Below are 22,199 nucleotides of genomic sequence, written 5' to 3' on the forward strand. Positions count from 1 at the left end.
CGTCGGGCGGGTGGAGGGTCAGGAGGGCTCCGGGGGAACGGGGTTGGCCCGGGGTGCGGAGGTGAACAGCCCGGCGCGGGCGGCCAGCGCGGCGGCGTCGGCGGCCCGCTCGGCGGTGTGGGCGTCCAGCGGCTCGCCGGTGACGAACAGCCGGTAGTAGAGCGGAGCGGTGGCGGCCCGGACCACCTCGGCGCCGTCCGTTCCGGTGGGCAACTCGCCCCGGGCGACGGCTCGTTCGGCGACCTCGGCGGCCTGGCGGTGGCGGGAGGCGAAGAAGGCGCGCAGGGCGGTCGCGCCGGTGTCGGAGCGCTGAGCGGCGAAGATCAGCGCGGTGGGGGTGGCCCCCAGGTCGGGATCGGTGAAGACGGTGAACACCTCCCGGGTGATCAGCCGCAGGTCCTCGCGGAGGTCGCCGGTGTCGGGCAGCGGCCAGGGCCGGTCGGCCGAGGCGGTCAGGGCGTCCGCGACCAGGCCGTCCACTCCGCCCCACCGCCGGTACAGCGTCGCCTTGTGGACGCCGGAGCGGCTCGCGACCGCCTCGACGGTGAGGCCGTCGTACCCCTTCTCGGCGACCTCGGCGAGCGTGGCGGCGACCACCCCCTCCCGGACCCGGGCGCTGCGGCCGCCGGGGCGCGGGGTCGGGGTGCGGCGCTCGGGGTGGGTCGTTTCGAGGTGGGTCGTCGCGGGCTGTGCGGTGGTGGCGGGGGCGGTCGTCGCGGGGTGTGCGGTGGTGGCGGGGTGGGTCGTCGCGGGGTGGGTCGGCTCCGGGGCGTTCTCGTTCAAAGTCGACTCCAGTCGCGTTAAGGCTTGCTGTGGTGTGGCGGCCGTGCCATGCTCATCGTAATGCGACCTTGGTCGCGTTACGAGAGGAGTCTGCGTGACCGCCACCGCCATTCCCGACCCCACTGCCCTGCACCCGCTCGCCGGCCACGACCGGGTCGTCCTGCTGCGCCCGCTCGTCACCGACCCGCGGATCGAGGTCGGCGAGTACACCTACTTCGACGACCCCGAAGGGGCCACCCGCTTCGAGGAGCGCAACGTCCTCTACGCCTACGGACCCGAGCGGCTGGTGATCGGAAAGTACTGCGCGATCGCCACCGGGGCCCGCTTCCTGATGGCCGGCGCCGCCCACCCGACCATCGGCGTGTCCACCTTCCCGTTCACGATGTTCGGCGGCGAGTGGACCGAGCGGACCCTCGACCTCGTCACCGGCCTGCCCAGCCGGGGCGACACCGTGATCGGCAACGACGTCTGGTTCGGCTTCGGCGCCACTGTCCTGCCCGGCGTCCGGATCGGCGACGGCGCGATCATCGCGGCCGGTGCGATGGTCACCGCCGACGTCGAGCCCTACACCATCGTCGGCGGCAACCCCGCCCGCCCGATCCGGCGCCGCTTCGAGGGCGCCGACGTCGAGCGACTGCTCCGTGCGGCCTGGTGGAACTGGCCGGTCGAGCTCGTCACCGAGCACGTCCGCGCCATCATGTCCGGGACCCCGGCCGACATCGAGGAGATCGCCGCGGCGAACGGCCTGCTTGCCCGCTGACCTGCCGGGCCTGGGAAGGACGTCGGCCCCGGGGGCGCTGGAGCCCGCCGGAGATCCAGTGAGCTGCGGCAGGGCGTTGATCACGGGTGGGCCGGTGCGGGAGGATGGCGTCCCCCTGCTCCATGCTCCGCCCCGTCGATAGCTGCGCCCTCCGCCCAGCTCCAGGGTCCGTCCGACGCCGTACGGTACTCGCGCCCCGCCGGTTCCGTTCGCTCGGAGGGATCTGACTCATGCGCGCCTCCCTGTCCGTGTCTTCGTCCTCATCGGCCCTTCGCGACCTGCCGGTTCTCCTGGTGGCGGTGGTGTGGGGGTCGAGCTTCCTCGCCGTCCAGCGGGTGGCGGAGCCCGGGACGGCCGTGGCGATGCTGGTCCTGCGGTTCGGGCTGGTGCTGCCGCTGCTCGGGATGGTCGCCTGGCCGGCGCTACGGAGGCTGAGCCGCGCCGAGTGGCTGGGCGGCGGCGCACTGGGGCTGGTGCTCAGCGGGATCTTCCTGCTGGAGACGTACGGTGCCGTGCACACCTCCGCCACCAATGCCGGGCTGATCATCAGCCTCGCGATGGTGCTCACCCCGCTCGGCGAGAGCGTCCTCAGCCGGACGGCGCCGCCGCGCGCCTTCCTCGCGGCCGCCGCGCTGGCCGTGCTCGGCGTCGCGCTGCTCACCGGGGACGGCGGGCTGCGCCCGCCTTCGCTCGGCGACCTGCTGGTGCTGGGCGCCGCCCTGGTTCGCTCGGCCTTCGTCCTGGCGACGGCCCGCGCCCGCGCCGTCCGCGGAACCGACATGCTGGCCCTGACCTGGGTCCAACTCGCCGTCGCGACAGCCGTGTTCGCGGCCGTCGCGCCGGCCGTAGGGCCGTCGCCGTGGGCCGTCGCCCGCTCGTACGGGCCCGGCCAGTGGGCCTGGTTGCTGTACCTGTCCCTGTTGTGCACGCTGTTCGCCTTCTTCGTTCAGATGTGGGCTGTCCGCGCCACCTCGCCGTCCCGGGTGAGTCTGTTGCTCGGCACCGAACCGCTGTGGGCCGCCGTCTTCGGCATCACCATCGCCGGGAACCGGATGGGTCCGCTCGCCCTGGTCGGCGGAGCCCTGGTCATGGTCGCCACCGAGTGGGGCCGCCGCACCGCTCCCGCCTCCGTCCCCGCTCCCGCTCCCGTCCGGCGCGGGGAGACCGAAGCCGTTGAGTCCGAGGCCGTTGAGTCCGAGGCCGTCGAGTCCGAGGCCGTCGAGTCCGAGGCCGCTGGATCTGTTGTCGCCGAGTCCGCGACCGGGGTCGGGGAGCGGGGCCCGGAGCCGTCCCCGGTGTGATCCGCTGTGGTGGTCACCGGCGACTCAGCGTCCGACGGGCGTAGACCGTGCCCCAGCCCGGCTGGTGCTCGGCGTACCGGGCGGCGGGCGGCGGGCGGCGGGAGGGGGAGGGCCCCGAGGACCGTTTCGCACGCTTGTGAACGAAGGGTCAAGCGAGCGTTCGGTCCCCCGCCACCCCTCAGGGTGAGCCGCTATAACACGTCAACATGACGCCTCGAAATTTGCTCCCGTCGACGCATAGTTGATATAGGAGCGCGGCTCTGACCAGCCGCTTCACAAGTAAATGCGACTGGTTGTGACCATTTGACTTCTTTGTGTTGACAACTCTGGGCATGTTCATATTCGGCACGATTCCCATCGTGGCGTAGATCACAAAGATGACGTTGAACTGCGTGTCGCAGATCACAAGCCGACGGGCATAGGATGCGCTCGTTCCAGGCTTTGTGAACTGCCTCACATGAGGTGGATCCCGGGAACCGGAACGCGGGTTCACCTCAGCGTGACCTGCCGGTTCCGATCTGCAGTCAAGGACGACTGGACGGAGGGAGCGGGGGCTATGAATGCCTACGCGCCGATCCTCGTACTCGGTGCCATCGCGGCGGCGTTCGCGGTCGGCTCCGTCGTGATGGCCTCACTCACCGGCCCCAAGCGCTACAACCGGGCCAAGTTGGAGGCGTACGAGTGCGGCATCGAGCCGACCCCGCAGCCCGTGGGCGGCGGTCGGTTCCCGATCAAGTACTACCTGACGGCGATGCTCTTCATCGTCTTCGACATCGAGATCGTCTTTCTCTATCCCTGGGCGGTGACCTTCGACGCCCTGGGGATCTTCGGGTTGGTCGAGATGCTCCTGTTCATCGCCACGGTCTTCGTCGCCTACGCCTACGTGTGGCGCCGCGGCGGCCTGGAGTGGGACTGAGCGCGGGGTGGCCGCCGCCTTTGTGAACGAGCGGACAAGCCCGAACGGGCCGACGTACCACAGGACTTGAGGGCTTCTTGAGGGCATTGAGAGGGATCTGATGGGAATCGAGGAGAAGCTGCCGAGCGGCTTTCTGCTCACGACCGTGGAGACGGCCGCCGGTTGGGTGCGCAAGGCGTCACTCTTCCCGGCCACCTTCGGTCTGGCCTGCTGCGCGATCGAGATGATGACCACCGGCGCCGGCCGCTACGACCTGGCCCGGTTCGGCATGGAGGTGTTCCGGGGTTCCCCCCGGCAGGCCGATCTGATGATCGTGGCGGGTCGGGTGAGCCAGAAGATGGCCCCGGTGCTGCGCCAGGTGTACGACCAGATGGCCAACCCGAAGTGGGTCATCTCGATGGGCGTCTGCGCCTCCTCGGGCGGGATGTTCAACAACTACGCGATCGTGCAGGGCGTCGACCACATCGTCCCGGTGGACATCTACCTGCCCGGTTGCCCGCCCCGCCCGGAGATGCTGATGGACGCCATCCTGAAGCTGCACGACAAGATCCAGCACGAGCCGCTGGGCGCGAACCGGATCCGGGCCGAGGAACTGGGCGAGGCGCTCGCCCTCAAGGCCACCCCGGTCAGCGAGATGCGGGGGCTGCTGCGATGAACGAGCAGCTACCCGAGACCCGTCGCGAGCACCCGGTCCGCGAGATCCCGGTCGAGGTGGTCGGCCGCCGGCAGGGCATGTTCGGTGCCCAGGACAGCGGCGACACCTCCGGCTTCGGCGGCCTGGCCGCGCCGATCGTGCTGCCCGGCCCGAGCGAACGGCCGTACGGCGGCTGGTTCGACGAGGTCGCCGACGAGCTGGAGGGCGCCCTGGAGGAGCAGGGCCTGGACCCGGTCGAGGTGATCGAGAAGACCGTCGTCGACCGCGGCGAGCTCACCTTCCACATCGACCGCGCCCACCTGCTCCGGACCGCCCGCACCCTGCGCGACGACCCGGCGCTGCGCTTCGAACTGTGCCTGGGCGTGAGCGGCGTGCACTACCCCGACGACAAGGGCCGCGAGCTGCACGCGGTCTACCACCTGCGGTCGATCACCCACGGACGGCTGATCCGGGTGGAGGTCACCGCGCCGGACGCCGACCCGCGCATCCCCTCCGTGGTGAGCGTCTACCCGACCAACGACTGGCACGAGCGCGAGGCCTACGACTTCTTCGGCCTGGTCTTCGAAGGCCACCCGGCGCTCACCCGGATCATGATGCCGGACGACTGGCTGGGCCACCCGCAGCGCAAGGACTACCCGCTCGGCGGCATCCCCGTCGAGTACAAGGGCGCCCAGATCCCGGCTCCCGACCAGCGGAGGTCGTACAGCTGATGAGTACTCGGCACCACGAAGATGCTCGGCACGACGAAGAGACTCGACCCCACGAGGAGACCGAGCAGGCAGAGGCCCGGGAGACCACCGAGGGCCGGGTCTTCACGGTCACCGGCGGCGACTGGGGCGAGGTGGTCGAGGCGGTCGGCCGGGCCGACGACGAGCGCATCATCGTCAACATGGGCCCCCAGCACCCGTCCACCCACGGCGTGCTGCGGCTGATCCTGGAGATCGACGGCGAGACGGTGAAGGAGGCCCGCTGCGGCATCGGCTACCTCCACACCGGCATCGAGAAGAACATGGAGTTCCGCAACTGGGTCCAGGGCACCACCTTCGTGACCCGGATGGACTACCTGACCCCGCTGTTCAACGAGACCGCGTACTGCCTGGCCGTCGAGAAGCTGCTCGGCATCACCGACGACATCCCGGACCGGGTCAGCGTGATCCGGGTGCTGATGATGGAGCTCAACCGGATCGCCTCGCACCTGGTCTGCCTGGCCACCGGTGGCATGGAGATCGGCTCCACCACCCTGATGATCTACGGCTTCCGCGACCGCGAGCTGATCCTGGACGTCTTCGAGCTGGTCACCGGCCTGCGCATGAACCACGCGTACGTGCGCCCCGGCGGCCTCGCCCAGGACCTCCCGCCCGGCGCCGTCGACCAGATCCGCGAATGCGTGAAGACCCTGCGCTCCCGGATGCACGAGTACGACAAACTCGCCACCGGGAACCCGGTGTTCAAGGCGCGCCTGGTCGACGTCGGCTTCCTCGACCTGCCCGGCTGCCTGGCCCTCGGCGCCACCGGCCCGATCCTGCGCGCCACCGGCCTGCCGCACGACCTGCGCAAGACCGACCCGTACTGCGGCTACCAGGACTACGACTTCGAGGTCGCGATCGCGGACAGCGCCGACTCCTACGGCCGCTTCCTGATCCGCCTGGAGGAGATGCGGCAGTCGCTGGGGATCGTCGAGCAGTGCCTGGACCGGCTGCGGCCGGGCCCGGTGATGGTGGCCGACAAGAAGATCGCCTGGCCCGCCCAACTCGCCGTCGGCCCGGACGGGATGGGCAACTCGCTCGACCACATCCGCAAGATCATGGGCACCTCGATGGAGGCCCTGATCCACCACTTCAAGCTGGTCACCGAGGGCTTCAGGGTCCCGGTCGGCCAGGCGTACGCGGCGGTCGAGTCGCCCAAGGGCGAGCTGGGCGTGCACGTGGTCAGCGACGGCGGGACGCGCCCGTACCGGGTCCATTTCCGGGATCCGTCGTTCACCAATCTGCAGACGATGGCGGCGATGTGCGAGGGCGGCCAGGTCGCCGACGTGATCGTCGCGGTGGCCGGGATCGACCCGGTGATGGGAGGCGTGGACCGGTGACAGACGTCCAGTTGGGGATGCCGGCGCTGCCGGCCACACCGTACCCCGAGGAGGTGCACGCCCGGCTTGCCGCCGACGCCGCGGAGCTGATCGGCCGCTACCCGCAGGCCCGGTCGGCGCTGCTGCCGCTGCTGCACCTGGTGCAGGCCGAGGAGGGCTTCGTCAGCCCGACCGGCATCCGGTTCTGCGCCGAGCAGCTGGACCTCACCACCGCCGAGGTCACCGCCGTCGCCACCTTCTACACCATGTACCGGCGGCGCCCGGCCGGGAAGTACCACGTCGGGGTCTGCACCAACACCCTGTGCGCGGTGCTCGGCGGCGACCAGATCTTCGACGAGCTCCAGCAGCACCTCGGCGTGCGCAACAACGAGACCACCGGGGATGGCGAGATCTCGATCGAGCACATCGAGTGCAACGCGGCCTGCGACTACGCGCCCGTGGTGATGGTCAACTGGGAGTTCTTCGACGACCAGACCCCGGAGAGCGCCAAGCGGCTGGTCGACGACCTGCGCGCGGGCCGGGAGGTCCGGCCGACCCGCGGCGCCCGGCTGTGCACCTTCAAGGAGTCCGCCCGGATCCTGGCGGGCTTCCCCGACGAGCGCCCGGGTGCCAACGACGAGTCCGGCGCGGGCGGCGCGCCCTCGCTGGCCGGCCTGCGCCTGGCCAAGGGCGAGGCGCTGCCCGGCACCGGCGGCACCAAGGTCGTCGCGCCCCGCCACGAGGGCACCGGCCACGAAGGGACGGAAGCGTGATGACCGCCGCCGAGCCGGCCGAGAAGCTGCTCACCCCCGTCCTGTCCGCCTCCTGGGACGACGAACGGCCCTGGACGCTGGCCACCTACCGCCGCCACCACGGCTACGACGGCCTCAAGGCGGCCCTGGCGATGCCGCCGGACGACGTGATCGCCCTGGTGAAGGACTCCGGGCTGCGCGGTCGCGGCGGCGCCGGCTTCCCCACCGGGATGAAGTGGCAGTTCATCCCGCAGAACGACGGCAAGCCGCACTACCTGGTGGTCAACGCGGACGAGTCCGAGCCGGGCACCTGCAAGGACATCCCGCTGCTGTTCGCCAACCCGCACGCGCTGATCGAGGGCATGATCATCGCCTCCTACGCGATCCGCTGCGACCACGCGTTCATCTACCTGCGCGGCGAGGTCGTCCCGGTGCTGCGCCGCCTGCACGCGGCCGTCGCCGAGGCGTACCAGGCCGGGCTGCTCGGCCGGGACATCCTCGGCTCGGGCGTCGACCTCGACATCACCGTGCACGCCGGCGCCGGCGCCTACATCTGCGGCGAGGAGACGGCACTGCTGGACTCGCTGGAGGGCCGCCGCGGCCAGCCCCGGCTGCGGCCGCCGTTCCCGGCGATCGCCGGCCTGTACGCCTGCCCGACGGTGGTCAACAACGTCGAGTCGATCGCCTCGGTGCCGCCGATCCTGGCCCGCGGCAAGGAGTGGTTCAAGGGCCTGGGCACCGAGAAGTCCCCCGGCTTCACGCTGTACTCGCTCTCCGGCCACGTCACCAACCCCGGCCAGTACGAGGCGCCGCTGGGCATCACGCTGCGCCAGCTGCTGGACATGAGCGGCGGCGTCCGCCCCGGGCACCGGCTCAAGTTCTGGACCCCGGGCGGCTCGTCCACCCCGATGTTCACCGACGAGCACCTGGACGTCCCGCTGGACTACGAGGGTGTCGGCGCGGCTGGCTCGATGCTCGGCACCAAGGCGCTGCAGGTCTTCGACGAGACCACCTGCGTGGTGCGGGCGGTCACCCGCTGGACCGAGTTCTACGCCCACGAGTCCTGCGGCAAGTGCACCCCCTGCCGCGAGGGCACCTACTGGCTGGTCCAGCTGCTCAAACGGATCGAGGCGGGCGCGGGCGTCGACGGGGACCTGGAGAAGCTCCTCGACATCGCCGACAACATCAACGGCAAGTCCTTCTGCGCACTGGGCGACGGCGCCGCGAGCCCGATCGTCTCCTCCCTCCAGCACTTCCGGGCCGAGTACGAGCAGCACCTGGCCGAGCGCCGCTGCCCGTTCGACCCGGCCGCCTCCACCGTCTGGGCCGACGGCCCCCGCCCCGGCCACCAGTCCGCCACCGAAAGGGAGGTGCACGCGTGACGATCACAGAGCCATCCACCTCCACGGGCGACAAGGCCGCGGTCGAGCTGGTCACGCTCACCATCGACGGCGTCGAAGTGCAGGTCCCCAAGGGGACGTTGGTGATCCGGGCCGCCGAACGGATCGGCACCCAGATCCCGCGCTTCTGCGACCACCCGCTGCTCGACCCGGCCGGCGCCTGCCGGCAGTGCATCGTCGAGATCGAGGGCCAGCGCAAGCCCGTCGCCTCCTGCACCATCCCGGTCGCCGAGGGCATGGTGGTGCGCACCCAGGTGAGTTCACCGGTGGCCGAGAAGGCGCAGCGCGGCGTGATGGAGCTGCTGCTGATCAACCACCCGCTGGACTGCCCGGTCTGCGACAAGGGCGGCGAGTGCCCGCTGCAGAACCAGGCGATGTCCACGGGTGACGCCGACACCCGCTTCGAGGGGATGAAGCGCACCTACGAGAAGCCGATCCCGCTCAGCACCCAGGTGCTGCTGGACCGGGAGCGCTGCGTGCTGTGCGCGCGCTGCACCCGCTTCTCGCAGCAGATCGCCGGGGACCCGTTCATCGACCTGCTGGAACGCGGCGCGCTCCAGCAGGTCGGCACCGGGGACGACGAGCCGCTCGACTCGTACTTCTCCGGGAACACCATCCAGATCTGCCCGGTGGGCGCCCTGACCTCGGCGGCCTACCGCTTCCGCTCCCGCCCGTTCGACCTGGTCTCCTCGCCGAGCGTGTGCGAGCACTGCTCCTCGGGCTGCGCCCAGCGCACCGACCACCGGCGCGGCAAGGTGCTGCGCCGGCTGGCGGGCGAGGACCCGGCGGTCAACGAGGAGTGGAACTGCGACAAGGGCCGGTTCGCGTTCCGCTACGCCCAGCAGCGGGACCGGATCGCCACCCCGCTGGTGCGGGTGGACGGCGAGCTGGTGCCCGCCTCCTGGCCGGAGGCGCTCGCCCGGGCCGCCGAGGGACTGCGCGGCGCCCGCGTCGGGGTGCTGACCGGTGGCCGGGTCACCGTCGAGGACGCCTACGCGTACGGGAAGTTCGCGCGGGTGGTGCTCGGCACCAACGACGTGGACTTCCGGGCCCGCCCGCACAGCGGCGAGGAGGCGGACTTCCTGGCCGCCGCCGTCGCCGGGCGCGGGGTGGACGTGGACGGCGAGGGCCTGACCTACGAGCAGCTGGAGCAGGCGCCGGCGGTGCTGCTGGCGGGTTTCGAGCCGGAGGAGGAGTCGCCGATCGTCTTCCTGCGGCTGCGCAAGGCCAGCCGCGACCGGGGCCTGAAGGTGTACTCGGTGGCGGCGTTCGCCTCCCGGGGCCTGGCCAAGCTGCGCGGCGCGCTGCTGCCGGCCGCCCCGGGCACGGAGGCGGAGTGGTTCGCCGCGCTGGCCGCCGACGAGCCGCTGAACGACGAGGCCGGGCGGGCCGCCGAGCTGCTGCGCGGCCCGGGCGCGGTGATCCTGGTGGGCGAGCGGCTGGCCGCCGCCCCGGGCGCGCTGACGGCGGTGCTGCGCCTGGCGCACGCGACCGGCGCCCGGCTGGCGTGGGTGCCGCGCCGGGCGGGTGAGCGCGGTGCGGTCGAGGCGGGCCTGCTGCCGGGGCTGCTGCCCGGCGGCCGTCCGGTGGCGGCTCCGGCCGCCCGGGCGGAGGCCGCCGGGGTGTGGGGGGTGGCGGAGCTGCCGTCCCGGCCGGGCCGGGACACCGAGCAGATCCTGACGGCCGCGGCGCACGGCGAGCTGGACGCGCTGCTGGTCGGCGGCGTCGACCCGGACGACCTGCCGGATCCGGCGCTGGCCGACGCGGCGCTGGCGGCGGTGCCGTTCGTGGTGTCGCTGGAGCTGCGGCCCTCCGCGGTGACGGCGCGCGCGGACGTGGTGCTGCCGGTGGCGGCGGTGGCGGAGAAGGCCGGCGCCTTCCTGGACTGGGAGGGCCGGCTGCGGATGTTCGAGGCGGCGCTCAAGCCCGATCAGCAGATGGGCCGCCACCTGTACCCGGACCTGCGGGTGCTGACCATGCTGGCGGAGGCGCTGGGCCACCGGCTGGGCCTGCCGGACGTCCGGGCGGCCCGGCTGGAGCTGGACCACTTCACCCCGTGGACGGGTGACCGGTCCGCGGACCCGGCCGCGCATCCCGGCGTGCTGCCCCGCCCGGCCACCGGCCAGGCGGTGCTGGCGGGTTGGCGCCAGCTGCTGGACAACGGCACGTTGCAGCAGGGTGATCCGCACCTGGCGGGCACCCGGCACCGGGCGGTGGCCCGGGTCTCGCCGGCCACCGCGAAGGAGGTCGGTGCGCCGGAGGCCGGCGCCGAGGCGGGTGGGGCGGGCGGGGCGCTGCGGCTGACCGGCCCGGCCGGCTCGCTGACCCTGCCGCTGGAGGTCACCGACTCGATCCCGGACCGCACGGTCTGGATCCCGCTCAACTCCACGCCGGGCGGCGCCCACCGCGCGCTCGGCACCACCGTCGGCCATCTGGTCACGATCGCCGTGGCCGCCCCCGAGCCGGCCGCGAGGGCCGAGGCCGCGGCGGGCGACGCGGGCAGCGAAGGGGAGGAGCGATGACTCCGCAGCCGTACGAGACGCTCCACTTCTTCGGGCAGGACCCGTGGTGGCTGGTGCTGCTGAAGGCGGTGTTCTGCTTCGGCTTCCTGGTCCTGACGGTGCTGATCGCGATCGTCTGGGAGCGCAAGGTGGTGGCCTGGATGCAGCTGCGCATCGGGCCGAACCGGCACGGGCCGTGGGGGATACTGCAGTCCCTGGCGGACGGCGTGAAGCTCGCGCTCAAGGAAGACCTGGTGGTCAAGGGCGCGGACAAGGTGGTCTACATCCTGGCCCCGATCGTCTGCGCCGTCCCGGCGTTCATGGCCTTCGCGGTGATCCCGTTCGGGCCGGCCGGCAACGAGGTGTCGATCTTCGGCACCCGGACGGCGATGCAGCTGACCGACTTCCCGGTGGCGCTGCTGTACATCCTGGCGACGGCCTCGATCGGCATCTACGGCATCGTGCTGGCCGGCTGGTCGTCCGGTTCGACGTACCCGCTGCTGGGCGGGCTGCGCTCGGCCGCGCAGATGGTCAGCTACGAGATCGCGATGGGCCTGTCCTTCGCGGCGGTGTTCATCTACTCGGGGTCGATGTCGACCTCGGAGATCGTGGCGCACCAGCAGCCGACCTGGTTCGCGGCGCTGCTGCCGGTGTCGTTCATCGTGTACATCATCGCGATGGTGGGTGAGACCAACCGGGCGCCGTTCGACCTCCCGGAGGCCGAGGGCGAGCTGGTCGGCGGTTTCAACACCGAGTACTCCTCGCTGAAGTTCGCGATGTTCATGCTGGCCGAGTACGTCAACATGGTGACCGTCTCGGCGGTGGCCTCCACCCTGTTCCTGGGCGGCTGGCGGGCCCCGTGGCCGGTGTCGACCTTCTGGGAGGGCGCCAACCACGGCTGGTGGCCGATGCTGTGGATCACGCTGAAGATCCAGCTGCTGCTGTTCTTCTTCATCTGGCTGCGCGGCACGCTGCCCCGGTTCCGCTACGACCAGTTCATGAAGCTGGGCTGGAAGGTGCTGATCCCGGTCTCGCTGGTGTGGCTGGTGCTGATCGCGAGCGTGCGGGCGCTGCGCAACGAGGGCTATGGCTTCGGCGAGGTGGTGCTGTACGTCGGCGCGCCGGTCGGGGCGATCCTGCTGCTCGCCCTGCTGCGGGACTTCCTGAAGAAGGAGCCCGAGCCCGAACCCGCCCTACCGAAGGGGGAGTTCGACCCGATGGCGGGCGGATACCCGGTGCCCCCGCTGCCCGGACAGGAGCTCCCGCCGGTGCCGCGCCGGCGCAGCCGGGCCCCGAAGCAACTCCAGGACGCCCTCAACGGGGCCGACCATACCGAAGGGAGCTGAACCGAGATGTCGTCCGACCAGACGGAGCGGGCCGAGCGGCCCGACAAGCCGTCGATCCTCGGCCCGGCCGCCGGCTTCGGCGTGACCTTCAAGGCCATGTTCAAGAAGCGGCTCACCGAGCAGTACCCGGAGCAGAAGAAGCCCACCGCTCCGCGCTTCCACGGCCGCCACCAGCTGAACCGGCACCCGGACGGCCTGGAGAAGTGCGTCGGCTGCGAGCTGTGCGCGTGGGCCTGTCCGGCCGACGCCATCTACGTGGAGGGCGCGGACAACCGGGAGGAGGAGCGCTACTCGCCGGGCGAGCGCTACGGCGCGGTCTACCAGATCAACTACGCCCGCTGCATCCTGTGCGGGCTGTGCATCGAGGCCTGCCCGACCCGCGCGCTCACCATGACCAACGAGTACGAGCTGGCCGACTCCTCGCGCCGGGACCTGATCTTCACCAAGGAGCAGCTGCTGGTCGGCCTGTCCGAGGGCATGGTGGACGCCCCGCACGCGATCTTCCCGGGCGCCGACGAGGGCGCGTACTACCGGGGCGAGATCACCGCGGCGGCGCCCGGGACGGTCCAGCAGGAGCGCACCGACCGGGAGCGGGAGGTCCAGCAGTGACCTCCCTCAACCTGGCCGCGACCGGGACGACCTCCGTCGGGGAGGCCGTCCAGTTCTGGGTGCTCGCGGTGATCGCGGTCGGCGGCGCGCTCGGCATGGTGCTGATGCGCAAGGCCGTGCACAGCGCGCTGTGCCTGGCGGCCACGATGATGGCGCTGGCGGTCTGTTACATGGCGCAGGGCGCGGTGTTCCTGGGCGTGGTGCAGATCGTCGTCTACACCGGCGCGATCATGATGCTGTTCCTGTTCGTGGTGATGCTGGTCGGCGTCACCAGCGAGGACTCCCTGAAGGAGCAGCTGAAGGGCCAGCGGTTCGCCGCGGTGCTGTGCGGGCTGGGCTTCGGCGTGCTGCTGATCGCCGGGATCGCCAACGCGCGGCTGGACCACTTCACCGGCCTGTCCGAGGCGAACGCCGAGGGCAACGTGCCGGGCCTGGCCCGGCTGATCTTCACCCGGTACGTGTGGGCGTTCGAGGTCACCGGCGCGCTGCTGATCACCGCGGCGATCGGTGCGATGGTGCTGACCCACCGCGAGCACGTGAAGGCGCCGAAGACGCAGCGCGAGCTGGCCGCCCAGCGGGTCGTGGACAACCTCCAGCTGCCGCCGCTGCCGGCGCCGGGCGTGTACGCGCGGCACAACGCGGTGGACGTTCCGGCGCTGCTGCCGGACGGCACGATCGCCGAGGACTCGGTGATGGCGACGCTGCGCGAGCGCGGCCAGGTCCGGGACGTCAGCCAGGAGATGCTGCGGCGGATGGCCGAGCTGGAGAACACCACGGCGGACTGGCTGGGCCGGCCGTCGTCCGAGCGGCCGGCGGTCGCCGGACCGCGCAAGTCCCTGGAGCCGGTGCCGGCGTCGGTGCCGGCGTCGGTGAACGGCAAGGACGGCAACGGCGGTCCGAACGGTCTGAACGGCAACGGCGGTCTGAACGGCAACGGCGGTCTGAACGGCAACGGCGGTTCGAACGGCAAGGACGGCCTGAACGGCAAGGACGGCCTGAACGGCCGCGCCGACGAGGAGGGAGCGGAGTGAACCCGGCCAACTACCTGTACCTCGCGGCCCTGTTGTTCACCATCGGCGCGGCCGGAGTGCTGATCCGGCGCAACGCGATCGTGCTGTTCATGTGCGTGGAGCTGATGCTGAACGCCTCGAACCTCGCCCTGGTGACCTTCTCCCGGCTGCACGGCACCCTGGACGGCCAGATCATCGCGTTCTTCACGATGGTGGTCGCGGCGGCCGAGGTCGTGGTCGGCCTCGCCATCATCGTCTCCATCTTCCGGACCAGGCACTCCGCTTCGGTCGACGACAGCAATCTGATGAAGCTGTAGGCGGAGGGCCTCGGTGAACTCTCTCATTCCGCTGCTGGTGGCGGCCCCGCTGGCCGGCGCCGCCCTGCTCCTGCTCGGCGGCCGCGCGCTGGACCGCTTCGGCCACTGGCTGGCCACCGCCCTCGCGGCGCTCTCGTTCGGCTTCGGCCTGGCGCTGTTCTGGGACATGCTGGGCCGCGAGGCCGAGCACCGGGCCGTCACCGAGCACCTGTTCAGCTGGATCCCGGTGAACGGGTTCCAGGCCGACATGTCGTTCCGGCTCGACCAGTTGTCGATGACCTTCGTCCTGCTGATCACCGGCGTCGGCACGCTGATCCACCTGTACTCGGTGGGCTACATGGCGCACGACGAGCGCCGGCGCCGCTTCTTCGCGTACCTGAACCTGTTCCTGGCCGCCATGCTGCTGCTGGTGGTCGCCGACAACTACCTGCTGCTGTACTTCGGTTGGGAGGGCGTGGGCCTCGCCTCGTACCTGCTGATCGGCTTCTGGCAGCACAAGCCGAGCGCGGCGACGGCGGCGAAGAAGGCGTTCATCGTCAACCGGGTCGGCGACCTGGGCCTGTCGATCGCGATCATGCTGATGTTCACCGAGTTCGGCTCCTTCGCCTTCGAGCCGGTCTTCGGAGGGGCGGCGCAGGCGAGCGAGGGCAAGCTGACGGCGATCGGCCTGATGCTGCTGCTGGCGGCCTGCGGCAAGTCGGCGCAGGTGCCGCTGCAGTCCTGGCTGGGCGACGCGATGGAGGGCCCGACCCCGGTGTCGGCGCTGATCCACGCGGCCACCATGGTGACCGCCGGCGTCTACCTGATCACCCGCTCGTCGGCGATCTTCGACCTGGCGCCGGACGCGCAGACCGCCGTGGTGGTGGTCGGCGCGGTCACGCTGCTGTTCGGTGCGATCGTCGGTTGCGCGAAGGACGACATCAAGAAGGCGCTGGCCGGGTCGACGATGTCGCAGATCGGCTACATGGTGCTGGCGGCCGGGCTCGGCCCGATCGGCTACGCCTTCGCGATCATGCACCTGGTGACGCACGGCTTCTTCAAGGCCGGGCTGTTCCTCGGCGCCGGGTCGGTCATGCACGGCATGAACGACGAGGTGAACATGCGTCACTACGGCGGCCTGCGCAAGTACATGCCGGTCACCTTCGTCACCTTCGGCCTCGGCTACCTGGCGATCATCGGCTTCCCCGGCCTGTCCGGCTTCTTCTCCAAGGACAAGATCATCGAGGCGGCCTTCGCCAAGGGCGGCACCGAGGGCTGGATCCTCGGCCTGTGCGCGCTGACCGGTGCCGCCGTCACCGCGTTCTACATGACCCGGGTGATGCTGCTGACCTTCTTCGGCGAGAAGCGCTGGCAGCCGGACGCGGAGGGCAACGCCCCGCACCCGCACGAGTCGCCGAAGACCATGACCATCCCGATGGTCCTGCTGGCCTTCGGCTCGGTCTTCGCGGGCGGGCTGTTCGCCTTCAACGACTCGTTCCTGACCTGGCTGGAGCCGGTCACCGGACACTCCGAGGGCAACTCGCCGCTCGCCCCGCTGGTGGTCACCGTGCTCACCACGGCCTGCATGCTGGCCGGCGTCCTCGTCTCGTACCTGATGTACGGGCGCTCCGCCGTCCCCGTGGTGCCGCCGGTCGGCTCCCCGCTCACCCGGGCCGCCCGCCGCGACCTGCTCCAGGACGACTTCAACCACGCCGTCCTGGTCCGCCCGGGCTCGGCGCTCACCGCGACGCTGGTCTACTTCGACAGCCGCGGTCTGGACGGCTTCGTCAACGGCCTGGCCGCCACCATCGGCGGCGTGTCCAGTCGGCTGCGGCGGGTCCAGAACGGCTTCGTCCGCTCGTACGCGCTCTCCATGTTCGGCGGCACGCTGGTGCTGGTCGCCACGACTCTCCTGATGAGGTCCGTCTGATGACTCGCGCAGATTCCACGTGGGGGGTGCGGCCATGAGCGCGTTGCTGACCGCCACCTGTGCCGTCCCGGCGGCCGGCGCGGTGCTGACCGCCGCCCTGCCCGCCGGGTCGACCGAGCGCCGCCGCTCGACCACCAAGGCCGTCGCCCTGGGCGTCTCGGTCGTCACCCTGGTGCTGGCCGCCGTGGTGGCGACCCGCTTCGACCCGCACGGCGATCGCTACCAGCTGACCGAGTCGTACAGCTGGATCCGCTCCTTCGGCATCACCTTCTCGCTCGGCGTGGACGGCATCGGCGCCGTCCTCGCCCTGCTCACCGCCGTCCTGGTGCCGGTGGTGATGCTGGCCTCCTGGCACGACGCCGACCCGGGGCCTGCCTCTCCCGACGGCACCTTTGAGGGCAGGCGCCGTACCCAGGGCTTCTTCGCCCTGATCCTGGCGGTGGAGGCGATGGTGGTCGTCTCCTTCTACGCCACCGACGTCTTCCTCTTCTACGTGTTCTTCGAAGCCATGCTGATCCCGATGTACTTCCTGATCGGCGGCTTCGGCGACCGGGCCGGCGGCCCCGACGCGGCGCGCCAGCGCTCGTACGCGGCCGTGAAGTTCCTGCTCTACAACCTGCTCGGCGGCCTGGTGATGCTGGCCGCCGTGATCGGCCTGTACGTGATCGCGCAGGACCAGGGCTTCGGCACCTTCGACCTCCGGACCCTCACCTCGGCGATCGCCGACGGCAAGCTCCAGCTGTCCGGCACCGCCGAGAAGGCGCTGTTCCTGGGCTTCTTCTTCGCCTTCGCGGTGAAGGCCCCGCTGTGGCCGCTGCACACCTGGCTGCCGAACGCGATGGGCGAGGCCACCGCCGGCACCGCCGTGCTGATCACCGCCGTGGTGGACAAGGTCGGCACCTTCGCGATGCTGCGCTTCTGCCTCGGGCTGTTCCCGCACGCCTCGAAGACCTTCGCCCCGGTGATCCTGGTCCTGTCGGTGATCGGGATCATCTACGGCGCGCTGCTGGCGGTCGGCCAGAAGGACATCAAGCGGCTGGTCGCCTACGCGTCGATCTCGCACTTCGGCTTCATCATCATGGGCATCTTCGCGCTGACCAGCCAGGGCCAGAGCGGCGCCACCCTCTACATGGTCAACCACGGCATCTCCACCGCCGCGTGGATGCTGGTGGCGGGCTTCCTGATCTCCCGCCGCGGCTCGCGGCTGATCGCCGACTACGGCGGGGTGCAGAAGGTCGCCCCGGTGCTCGCCGGGACGTTCCTGATCGGCGGTCTGGCCACCCTGTCGCTGCCCGGGCTGGCCCCGTTCGTCAGCGAGTTCCTGGTGCTGGTGGGCACGTTCACCCGCTACCCGGCGATCGGCATCGTGGCGACCTTCGGCATCGTGCTGGCCGCGCTGTACGCCCTGCTGCTGTACCAGCGCACCATGACCGGCCCGGTGAAGGCCGGCGTCGGCGGGATGCCCGACCTCAAGGTCCGCGAACTGGCCGTGGTCGCCCCGCTGGTGGCGCTGACCATCCTGCTCGGCGTCTACCCCAAGCCGCTCACCGACCTGGTCAACCCCTCGGTGAACGCGACGCTCTCGCAGGTCCACGAGACCGACCCGGCGCCGGCCCACCCGGTCGCCGCCACCTCAGGAGGTGAGCAGAAGTGAGCACCACCGGCATGCTCGCCGCCGCCGGCGGCAACACCGCCAGCATCCCGGCGCCGCACCTGGAGTACGGCCAGCTCTCCCCGATGCTGGTGGTGTTCGGCGCCGCCGTGGCCGGCATCCTGGTGGAGGCCTTCGTGCCCCGCCGGTACCGGCACTGGACGCAGGTGTCGCTCGCCCTGGCCGGGCTGATCGGCTCCTTCGTCGCCGTGGTGGTGCTGGCCTCCCAGGGCTTCGGCTCCACCCGGGTCGACCTGCTGGCCATGGAGTCCGTCGCGCTGGACGGCCCGGCGCTGTTCCTGCAGGGCGTGATCCTGCTGGCCGCCGTCGTCGCGGTGCTCACCTACGCCGAACGGAAGCTGGAGCCCAAGGCGGGCGGCCTGCCCGCCGACGCCTTCGCGGCCCAGGCCGCCGCCACCCCCGGCGGCGAGCAGGAGCGGGCCGCGGTCCGGGCCGGCTTCGCCACCAGCGAGGTCTTCCCGCTCACCATGTTCGCGGTCGGCGGGATGCTGCTGTTCCCCGCGGCCAACGACCTGCTGACGATGTTCGTGGCGCTGGAGGTCTTCTCCCTCCCGCTGTACCTGCTCTGCGCGCTGGCCCGGCGCCGCCGGCTGCTCTCCCAGGAGGCGGCCGTCAAGTACTTCCTGCTGGGCGCCTTCGCCTCGGCGTTCTTCCTGTTCGGCACCGCGCTGCTGTACGGCTACGCGGGCAGCGTGAAGCTCGGCGACATCTCGGACGTGATCTCCGGCAAGGCGATGACCACCCCGGCGCAGCTGAGCAGCACCCAGAGTGACGCGCTGCTGCTGATCGGCCTGGCGATGCTCGCGGTCGGCCTGCTGTTCAAGGTCGGCGCGGTGCCGTTCCACTCCTGGACCCCGGACGTGTACCAGGGCGCGCCGACCCCGGTGACCGGCTTCATGGCGGCGGCGACGAAGGTCGCGGCCTTCGGGGCGTTCCTGCGGCTGTTCTACGTGGCCTTCCCGGGCCTGCGGCTGGACTGGCGGCCGGTGCTGTGGGGGGTGGCGATCCTCACCATGGTGGTGGGCGCGGTGCTGGCGGTCACCCAGCAGGACGTCAAGCGGCTGCTGGCGTACTCCTCGATCGCGCACGCCGGGTTCATCCTCACGGGCGTGATCGCCACCAACAAGCAGGGCCTGTCCTCGGTGCTGTTCTACCTGCTGTCGTACTCCTTCGTGACGCTCGGCGCGTTCGCCGTGGTCACCCTGGTGCGCGACTCCAAGGGCGAGGCGACCCACCTGTCCAGCTGGGCCGGGCTGGGCCGGCGCTCGCCGCTGGTGGCGGCGGTGTTCGCGCTGTTCCTGCTGGCCTTCGCCGGGATCCCGCTGACCTCCGGGTTCACCGGGAAGTTCGCGGTGTTCCAGGCGGCGGCGGCCGGCGGGGCGACGCCGCTGGTGATCGTCGGTGTGCTGAGTTCGGCGGTGGCCGCGTTCTTCTACATCCGGGTCATCGTGCTGATGTTCTTCTCCGACCCGAAGCCGGGCGGCCCGACGGTGGCGATCCCGAGCGCCTTCACGGCGACCGCGATCGGGGTGGGGGTGCTGGTCACGCTGGGTCTCGGCCTGCTGCCGCAGTACTTCCTGGACCTGGCGTCTAAGGCCGCGCTGTTCGTCCGCTGACCGCCACCGGGGCGGCGCCGCCGCCCCGGGCCCGTCCGGGCCGCGCCCTCGGCGCGCGGTCCGGACGCGCGTTTGCCGCCGGCCCGCCGGCGGAGGGGCTCCGGCCCGTGTTTTCCAGCTGAATTCGCCCCCACCGCAGTACTGCCCCCACAGCCGCCCTGACCAGGGCATCCGGCCCGATCATGACAGGATCCGCACGCCCGTGCAGTGATCCACTCGTGACCGGATACCCTGCCTGTATGGCCAGCGGCGGCACTCAGGGACCAGGCCGCTAGATCGACCAGGGACAGAGGAGTGGTCTTCGTGACCGTCGTGGGACCCTTCGGGCTCAGCGTGCAGGACCGCGACCTGACCCGGGACGTTCAGGCCGGACTGGACGCGGTGGAGACGGCGCTCGCCGAGGCCGTCAAGAGCGACGTCCCGTTCATCACCATCACCGCCAGTCACCTCATCGAGGCCGGCGGCAAGCGCTTCCGTCCGCTGCTGCTGCTGCTGGCGGCGCAGTTCGGCGACCCGGGGGCGCCCGGCGTGGTGCCGGCGGCCGTCGTCGTCGAGCTCACCCACCTGGCGACCCTGTACCACGACGACGTCATGGACGAGGCCCCGGTGCGCCGCGGCGCCCCCAGCGCCAACTCCCGCTGGGACAACTCGGTGGCCATCCTCACCGGCGACTTCCTGTTCTCCCGCGCCTCCCAGGTGCTCGCCGACCTCGGCCCCGAGGCGGTGCGGATGCAGGCCGACGCCTTCGAGCGGCTGGTCACCGGCCAGATCCTGGAGACCCGCGGCCCCGGCCCGGACGGCGACCCGCTGCTGCACTACCTCGACGTGCTGGCCGGCAAGACCGGTTCGCTGATCGCGGTCTCCTGCCGGATAGGAGCGCTGATGGCCGGCGCCGAGCCGTGGATGGTGGACACCCTCAGCGAGTTCGGCGAGCGGATCGGCATCGCCTTCCAGCTGGCCGACGACGTGCTGGACATCGCCAGCGACGGCCAGGAGTCCGGCAAGACCCCCGGCACCGACCTGCGCGAGGGCGTGCCGACCCTGCCGACCCTGCTGCTGGAGCAGATGCCGGCTGACCCCGCCGACCCGGCCGACACCCGGCTGCGCGAACTGCTCACCCTGGACCTCGCCGACGACGAGCTGCACGCCGAGGCGCTGCGGCTGCTGCGCCGCCACCCCGCGCTGGAGCGCGCCCGCCGGGAGACGCTGCGCCAGGCCGAGGACGCCCGGGCGCTGCTCGCCCCGCTGCCGGACTGCGCGGCGAAGGCGGCCCTGGAGGGGCTCTGCGACGCGGTGGCGATCCGGACCATGTGACCGGGGCGCGGCGGGCGGCAGCCCCTGACCGGCGGATCCGCGGACGGCGGGCCGGGTGTTCACCCGGATGGGGGAGACTGGCCCCTGTCAGCTCTGCCCTGCCGGGAAGGTCACCATGCGCCGCGTCGTCATAGCCGAGGACTCCGTACTGCTGCGGGAGGGCCTGACCCGGCTGCTCACCGACCGGGGCCTGGAGGTCGTGGCGGGTGTCGGGGACGGCGCCGCGCTGGTGAAGACCATCCACGACCTGGCCGCGGCCGGGCAACTGCCGGACGTCGTGGTCTCCGACGTGCGGATGCCGCCGAGCCACACCGACGAGGGCCTGCGCGCCTGCGTCGAGCTGCGCGGGCGCTACCCGGAGCTGAACGTGCTGGTGCTGTCGCAGTTCGTGGAGGAGCGGTACGCCTCCGAGCTGCTGGCCGGTTCGACCCGGGGCGTCGGCTACCTGCTGAAGGACCGGGTCGCGGAGGTGCGCGAGTTCGCGGACGCGGTGGTCCGGGTCGCCGAGGGCGGCACCGCGCTGGACCCGGAGGTGGTGCAGCAACTCCTCAGCCGCAGCCGCAAGGGCGACGTGCTGGCCAACCTCACCCCGCGCGAGCGGGAGGTGCTCGGGCTGATGGCGGAGGGCCGCACCAACAGCGCGGTGGCCAAGCAGCTGGTGGTCTCGGACGGCGCGGTGGAGAAGCACGTCAGCAACATCTTCCTGAAGCTGGGCCTGGCGCAGAGCCCGGAGGACCACCGCCGGGTGCTGGCGGTGCTCACCTACCTCAACTCGTAGCCGTCCCGGCGGCCGGGCAGCTCGGGGGTAGGGGGCGGGGGAGCGGCCGTCGGACGCGGAATGATCTCCGGCGGCCGGACGTTGTACCCCGTGTGCGGTTTGCGGTTCGGGCGCGGGCCGGTGTTTTCCCGCCGCACGTGGGAGTTCCGTCCGGGATCAAGTGCCCGCGCATAGGATGCGGGAGGTGCACCAAGCGGACGGGGCACGGGGCCGCGCCCGCGGTGGTGTGCCCTCGAGGAGGTCCGCGGCAGTGACCAGTCAGGTCGATCAGTCAGAGGCAGTGGACGGCTCGGACGGCGACGGTGGTCGTTCCGGGAACGGTGACGGACGCCCCGGTGCGGCCGTGCCCGCCGATCCAACGGCCCCGGGAGGTTCGCCGCCGAGGCACGGCAAGCCGATCCGCCGACTGGACCGGGTGATCATCCGTTTCGCCGGTGACTCGGGTGACGGCATGCAGCTCACCGGTGACCGGTTCACCTCGGAGACGGCGTCGTT

Annotated in this window: 18 protein-coding genes and 2 pseudogenes; 19 read left to right on the top strand and 1 reads right to left on the bottom strand. The window is 71.4% G+C overall.

Annotated features, from left to right (window positions below):
- Positions 1 to 18 precede the first annotated feature (18 nt).
- The gene (locus AB0O82_RS19025) at positions 19 to 783 is read right to left on the bottom strand and encodes a TetR/AcrR family transcriptional regulator (protein ID WP_363585039.1); all 765 of its coding nucleotides are present in this window, start codon (positions 781 to 783) and stop codon (positions 19 to 21) included.
- A gap of 94 nt (positions 784 to 877) precedes the next feature.
- Between AB0O82_RS19025 and AB0O82_RS19030 the strand changes: the two genes are divergently transcribed.
- From AB0O82_RS19030 to AB0O82_RS19120, 19 genes and pseudogenes are all read left to right on the top strand, one after another.
- A complete protein-coding gene (locus AB0O82_RS19030; protein ID WP_363585041.1) occupies positions 878 to 1,543 on the top strand; it encodes a CatB-related O-acetyltransferase in 666 nt (221 codons plus the stop codon).
- A gap of 248 nt (positions 1,544 to 1,791) precedes the next feature.
- Positions 1,792 to 2,844: a DMT family transporter gene (locus AB0O82_RS19035; RefSeq protein WP_363585043.1), complete on the top strand. Its 1,053-nt coding sequence runs from the start codon at positions 1,792 to 1,794 to the stop codon at positions 2,842 to 2,844.
- Between the two features lie 556 nt (positions 2,845 to 3,400).
- Complete coding sequence (locus AB0O82_RS19040) at positions 3,401 to 3,760, top strand: NADH-quinone oxidoreductase subunit A (protein ID WP_030060100.1); 360 nt, start codon at positions 3,401 to 3,403, stop codon at positions 3,758 to 3,760.
- A gap of 100 nt (positions 3,761 to 3,860) precedes the next feature.
- The gene (locus tag AB0O82_RS19045; protein ID WP_063348147.1) at positions 3,861 to 4,415 is read left to right on the top strand and encodes an NADH-quinone oxidoreductase subunit B; all 555 of its coding nucleotides are present in this window, start codon (positions 3,861 to 3,863) and stop codon (positions 4,413 to 4,415) included.
- Entirely contained in the window at positions 4,412 to 5,125 is a 714-nt protein-coding gene (locus AB0O82_RS19050) for an NADH-quinone oxidoreductase subunit C (protein WP_363585045.1), read from the top strand. The genes AB0O82_RS19045 and AB0O82_RS19050 overlap by 4 nt, the downstream gene beginning before the upstream one ends.
- The gene (locus tag AB0O82_RS19055; RefSeq protein ID WP_363585047.1) at positions 5,125 to 6,501 is read left to right on the top strand and encodes an NADH-quinone oxidoreductase subunit D; all 1,377 of its coding nucleotides are present in this window, start codon (positions 5,125 to 5,127) and stop codon (positions 6,499 to 6,501) included. The genes AB0O82_RS19050 and AB0O82_RS19055 overlap by 1 nt, the downstream gene beginning before the upstream one ends.
- Positions 6,498 to 7,253, top strand: coding sequence for an NADH-quinone oxidoreductase subunit NuoE (nuoE, locus tag AB0O82_RS19060; protein WP_363585048.1), 756 nt, complete (start codon positions 6,498 to 6,500; stop codon positions 7,251 to 7,253). Before AB0O82_RS19055 ends, nuoE begins: the two co-directional genes overlap by 4 nt.
- Positions 7,253 to 8,614: an NADH-quinone oxidoreductase subunit NuoF gene (gene nuoF / locus AB0O82_RS19065; protein WP_363585050.1), complete on the top strand. Its 1,362-nt coding sequence runs from the start codon at positions 7,253 to 7,255 to the stop codon at positions 8,612 to 8,614. Before nuoE ends, nuoF begins: the two co-directional genes overlap by 1 nt.
- Positions 8,611 to 11,154 (top strand): NADH-quinone oxidoreductase subunit G, encoded by a 2,544-nt coding sequence (locus AB0O82_RS19070; RefSeq protein ID WP_363585052.1) that lies wholly within the window; start codon positions 8,611 to 8,613, stop codon positions 11,152 to 11,154. Before nuoF ends, AB0O82_RS19070 begins: the two co-directional genes overlap by 4 nt.
- Positions 11,151 to 12,479 (top strand): NADH-quinone oxidoreductase subunit NuoH, encoded by a 1,329-nt coding sequence (nuoH, locus tag AB0O82_RS19075; protein ID WP_363585054.1) that lies wholly within the window; start codon positions 11,151 to 11,153, stop codon positions 12,477 to 12,479. Before AB0O82_RS19070 ends, nuoH begins: the two co-directional genes overlap by 4 nt.
- A gap of 6 nt (positions 12,480 to 12,485) precedes the next feature.
- Entirely contained in the window at positions 12,486 to 13,088 is a 603-nt protein-coding gene (gene nuoI / locus AB0O82_RS19080) for an NADH-quinone oxidoreductase subunit NuoI (RefSeq protein ID WP_363585056.1), read from the top strand.
- A pseudogene (locus AB0O82_RS19085) lies at positions 13,085 to 13,888 on the top strand (NADH-quinone oxidoreductase subunit J); the annotation flags it as partial. The gene nuoI and the pseudogene AB0O82_RS19085, both read left to right, overlap by 4 nt.
- 227 nt (positions 13,889 to 14,115) lie before the next feature.
- Positions 14,116 to 14,415, top strand: coding sequence for an NADH-quinone oxidoreductase subunit NuoK (gene nuoK, locus AB0O82_RS19090; RefSeq protein WP_363585058.1), 300 nt, complete (start codon positions 14,116 to 14,118; stop codon positions 14,413 to 14,415).
- Between the two features lie 13 nt (positions 14,416 to 14,428).
- Positions 14,429 to 16,324: an NADH-quinone oxidoreductase subunit L gene (nuoL, locus tag AB0O82_RS19095; protein ID WP_363585060.1), complete on the top strand. Its 1,896-nt coding sequence runs from the start codon at positions 14,429 to 14,431 to the stop codon at positions 16,322 to 16,324.
- A 34-nt stretch (positions 16,325 to 16,358) separates the two neighbouring features.
- Positions 16,359 to 17,978 carry an NADH-quinone oxidoreductase subunit M gene (locus AB0O82_RS19100; protein WP_363585062.1) on the top strand — a complete coding sequence of 540 codons (1,620 nt, stop codon included), beginning with the start codon at positions 16,359 to 16,361 and terminating at the stop codon, positions 17,976 to 17,978.
- 11 nt (positions 17,979 to 17,989) lie between these two features.
- Complete coding sequence (gene nuoN / locus AB0O82_RS19105; protein ID WP_350877774.1) at positions 17,990 to 19,612, top strand: NADH-quinone oxidoreductase subunit NuoN; 1,623 nt, start codon at positions 17,990 to 17,992, stop codon at positions 19,610 to 19,612.
- 303 nt (positions 19,613 to 19,915) lie between these two features.
- A complete protein-coding gene (locus AB0O82_RS19110) occupies positions 19,916 to 20,926 on the top strand; it encodes a polyprenyl synthetase family protein (RefSeq protein ID WP_363585063.1) in 1,011 nt (336 codons plus the stop codon).
- A 115-nt stretch (positions 20,927 to 21,041) separates the two neighbouring features.
- Positions 21,042 to 21,704 carry a response regulator transcription factor gene (locus tag AB0O82_RS19115; protein ID WP_363585065.1) on the top strand — a complete coding sequence of 221 codons (663 nt, stop codon included), beginning with the start codon at positions 21,042 to 21,044 and terminating at the stop codon, positions 21,702 to 21,704.
- Between the two features lie 250 nt (positions 21,705 to 21,954).
- A pseudogene (locus tag AB0O82_RS19120) lies at positions 21,955 to 22,199 on the top strand (2-oxoglutarate ferredoxin oxidoreductase subunit alpha); the annotation flags it as partial.

The organism is Kitasatospora sp. NPDC088264 (genome assembly GCF_040685715.1).
GTDB lineage: Bacteria > Actinomycetota > Actinomycetes > Streptomycetales > Streptomycetaceae > Kitasatospora.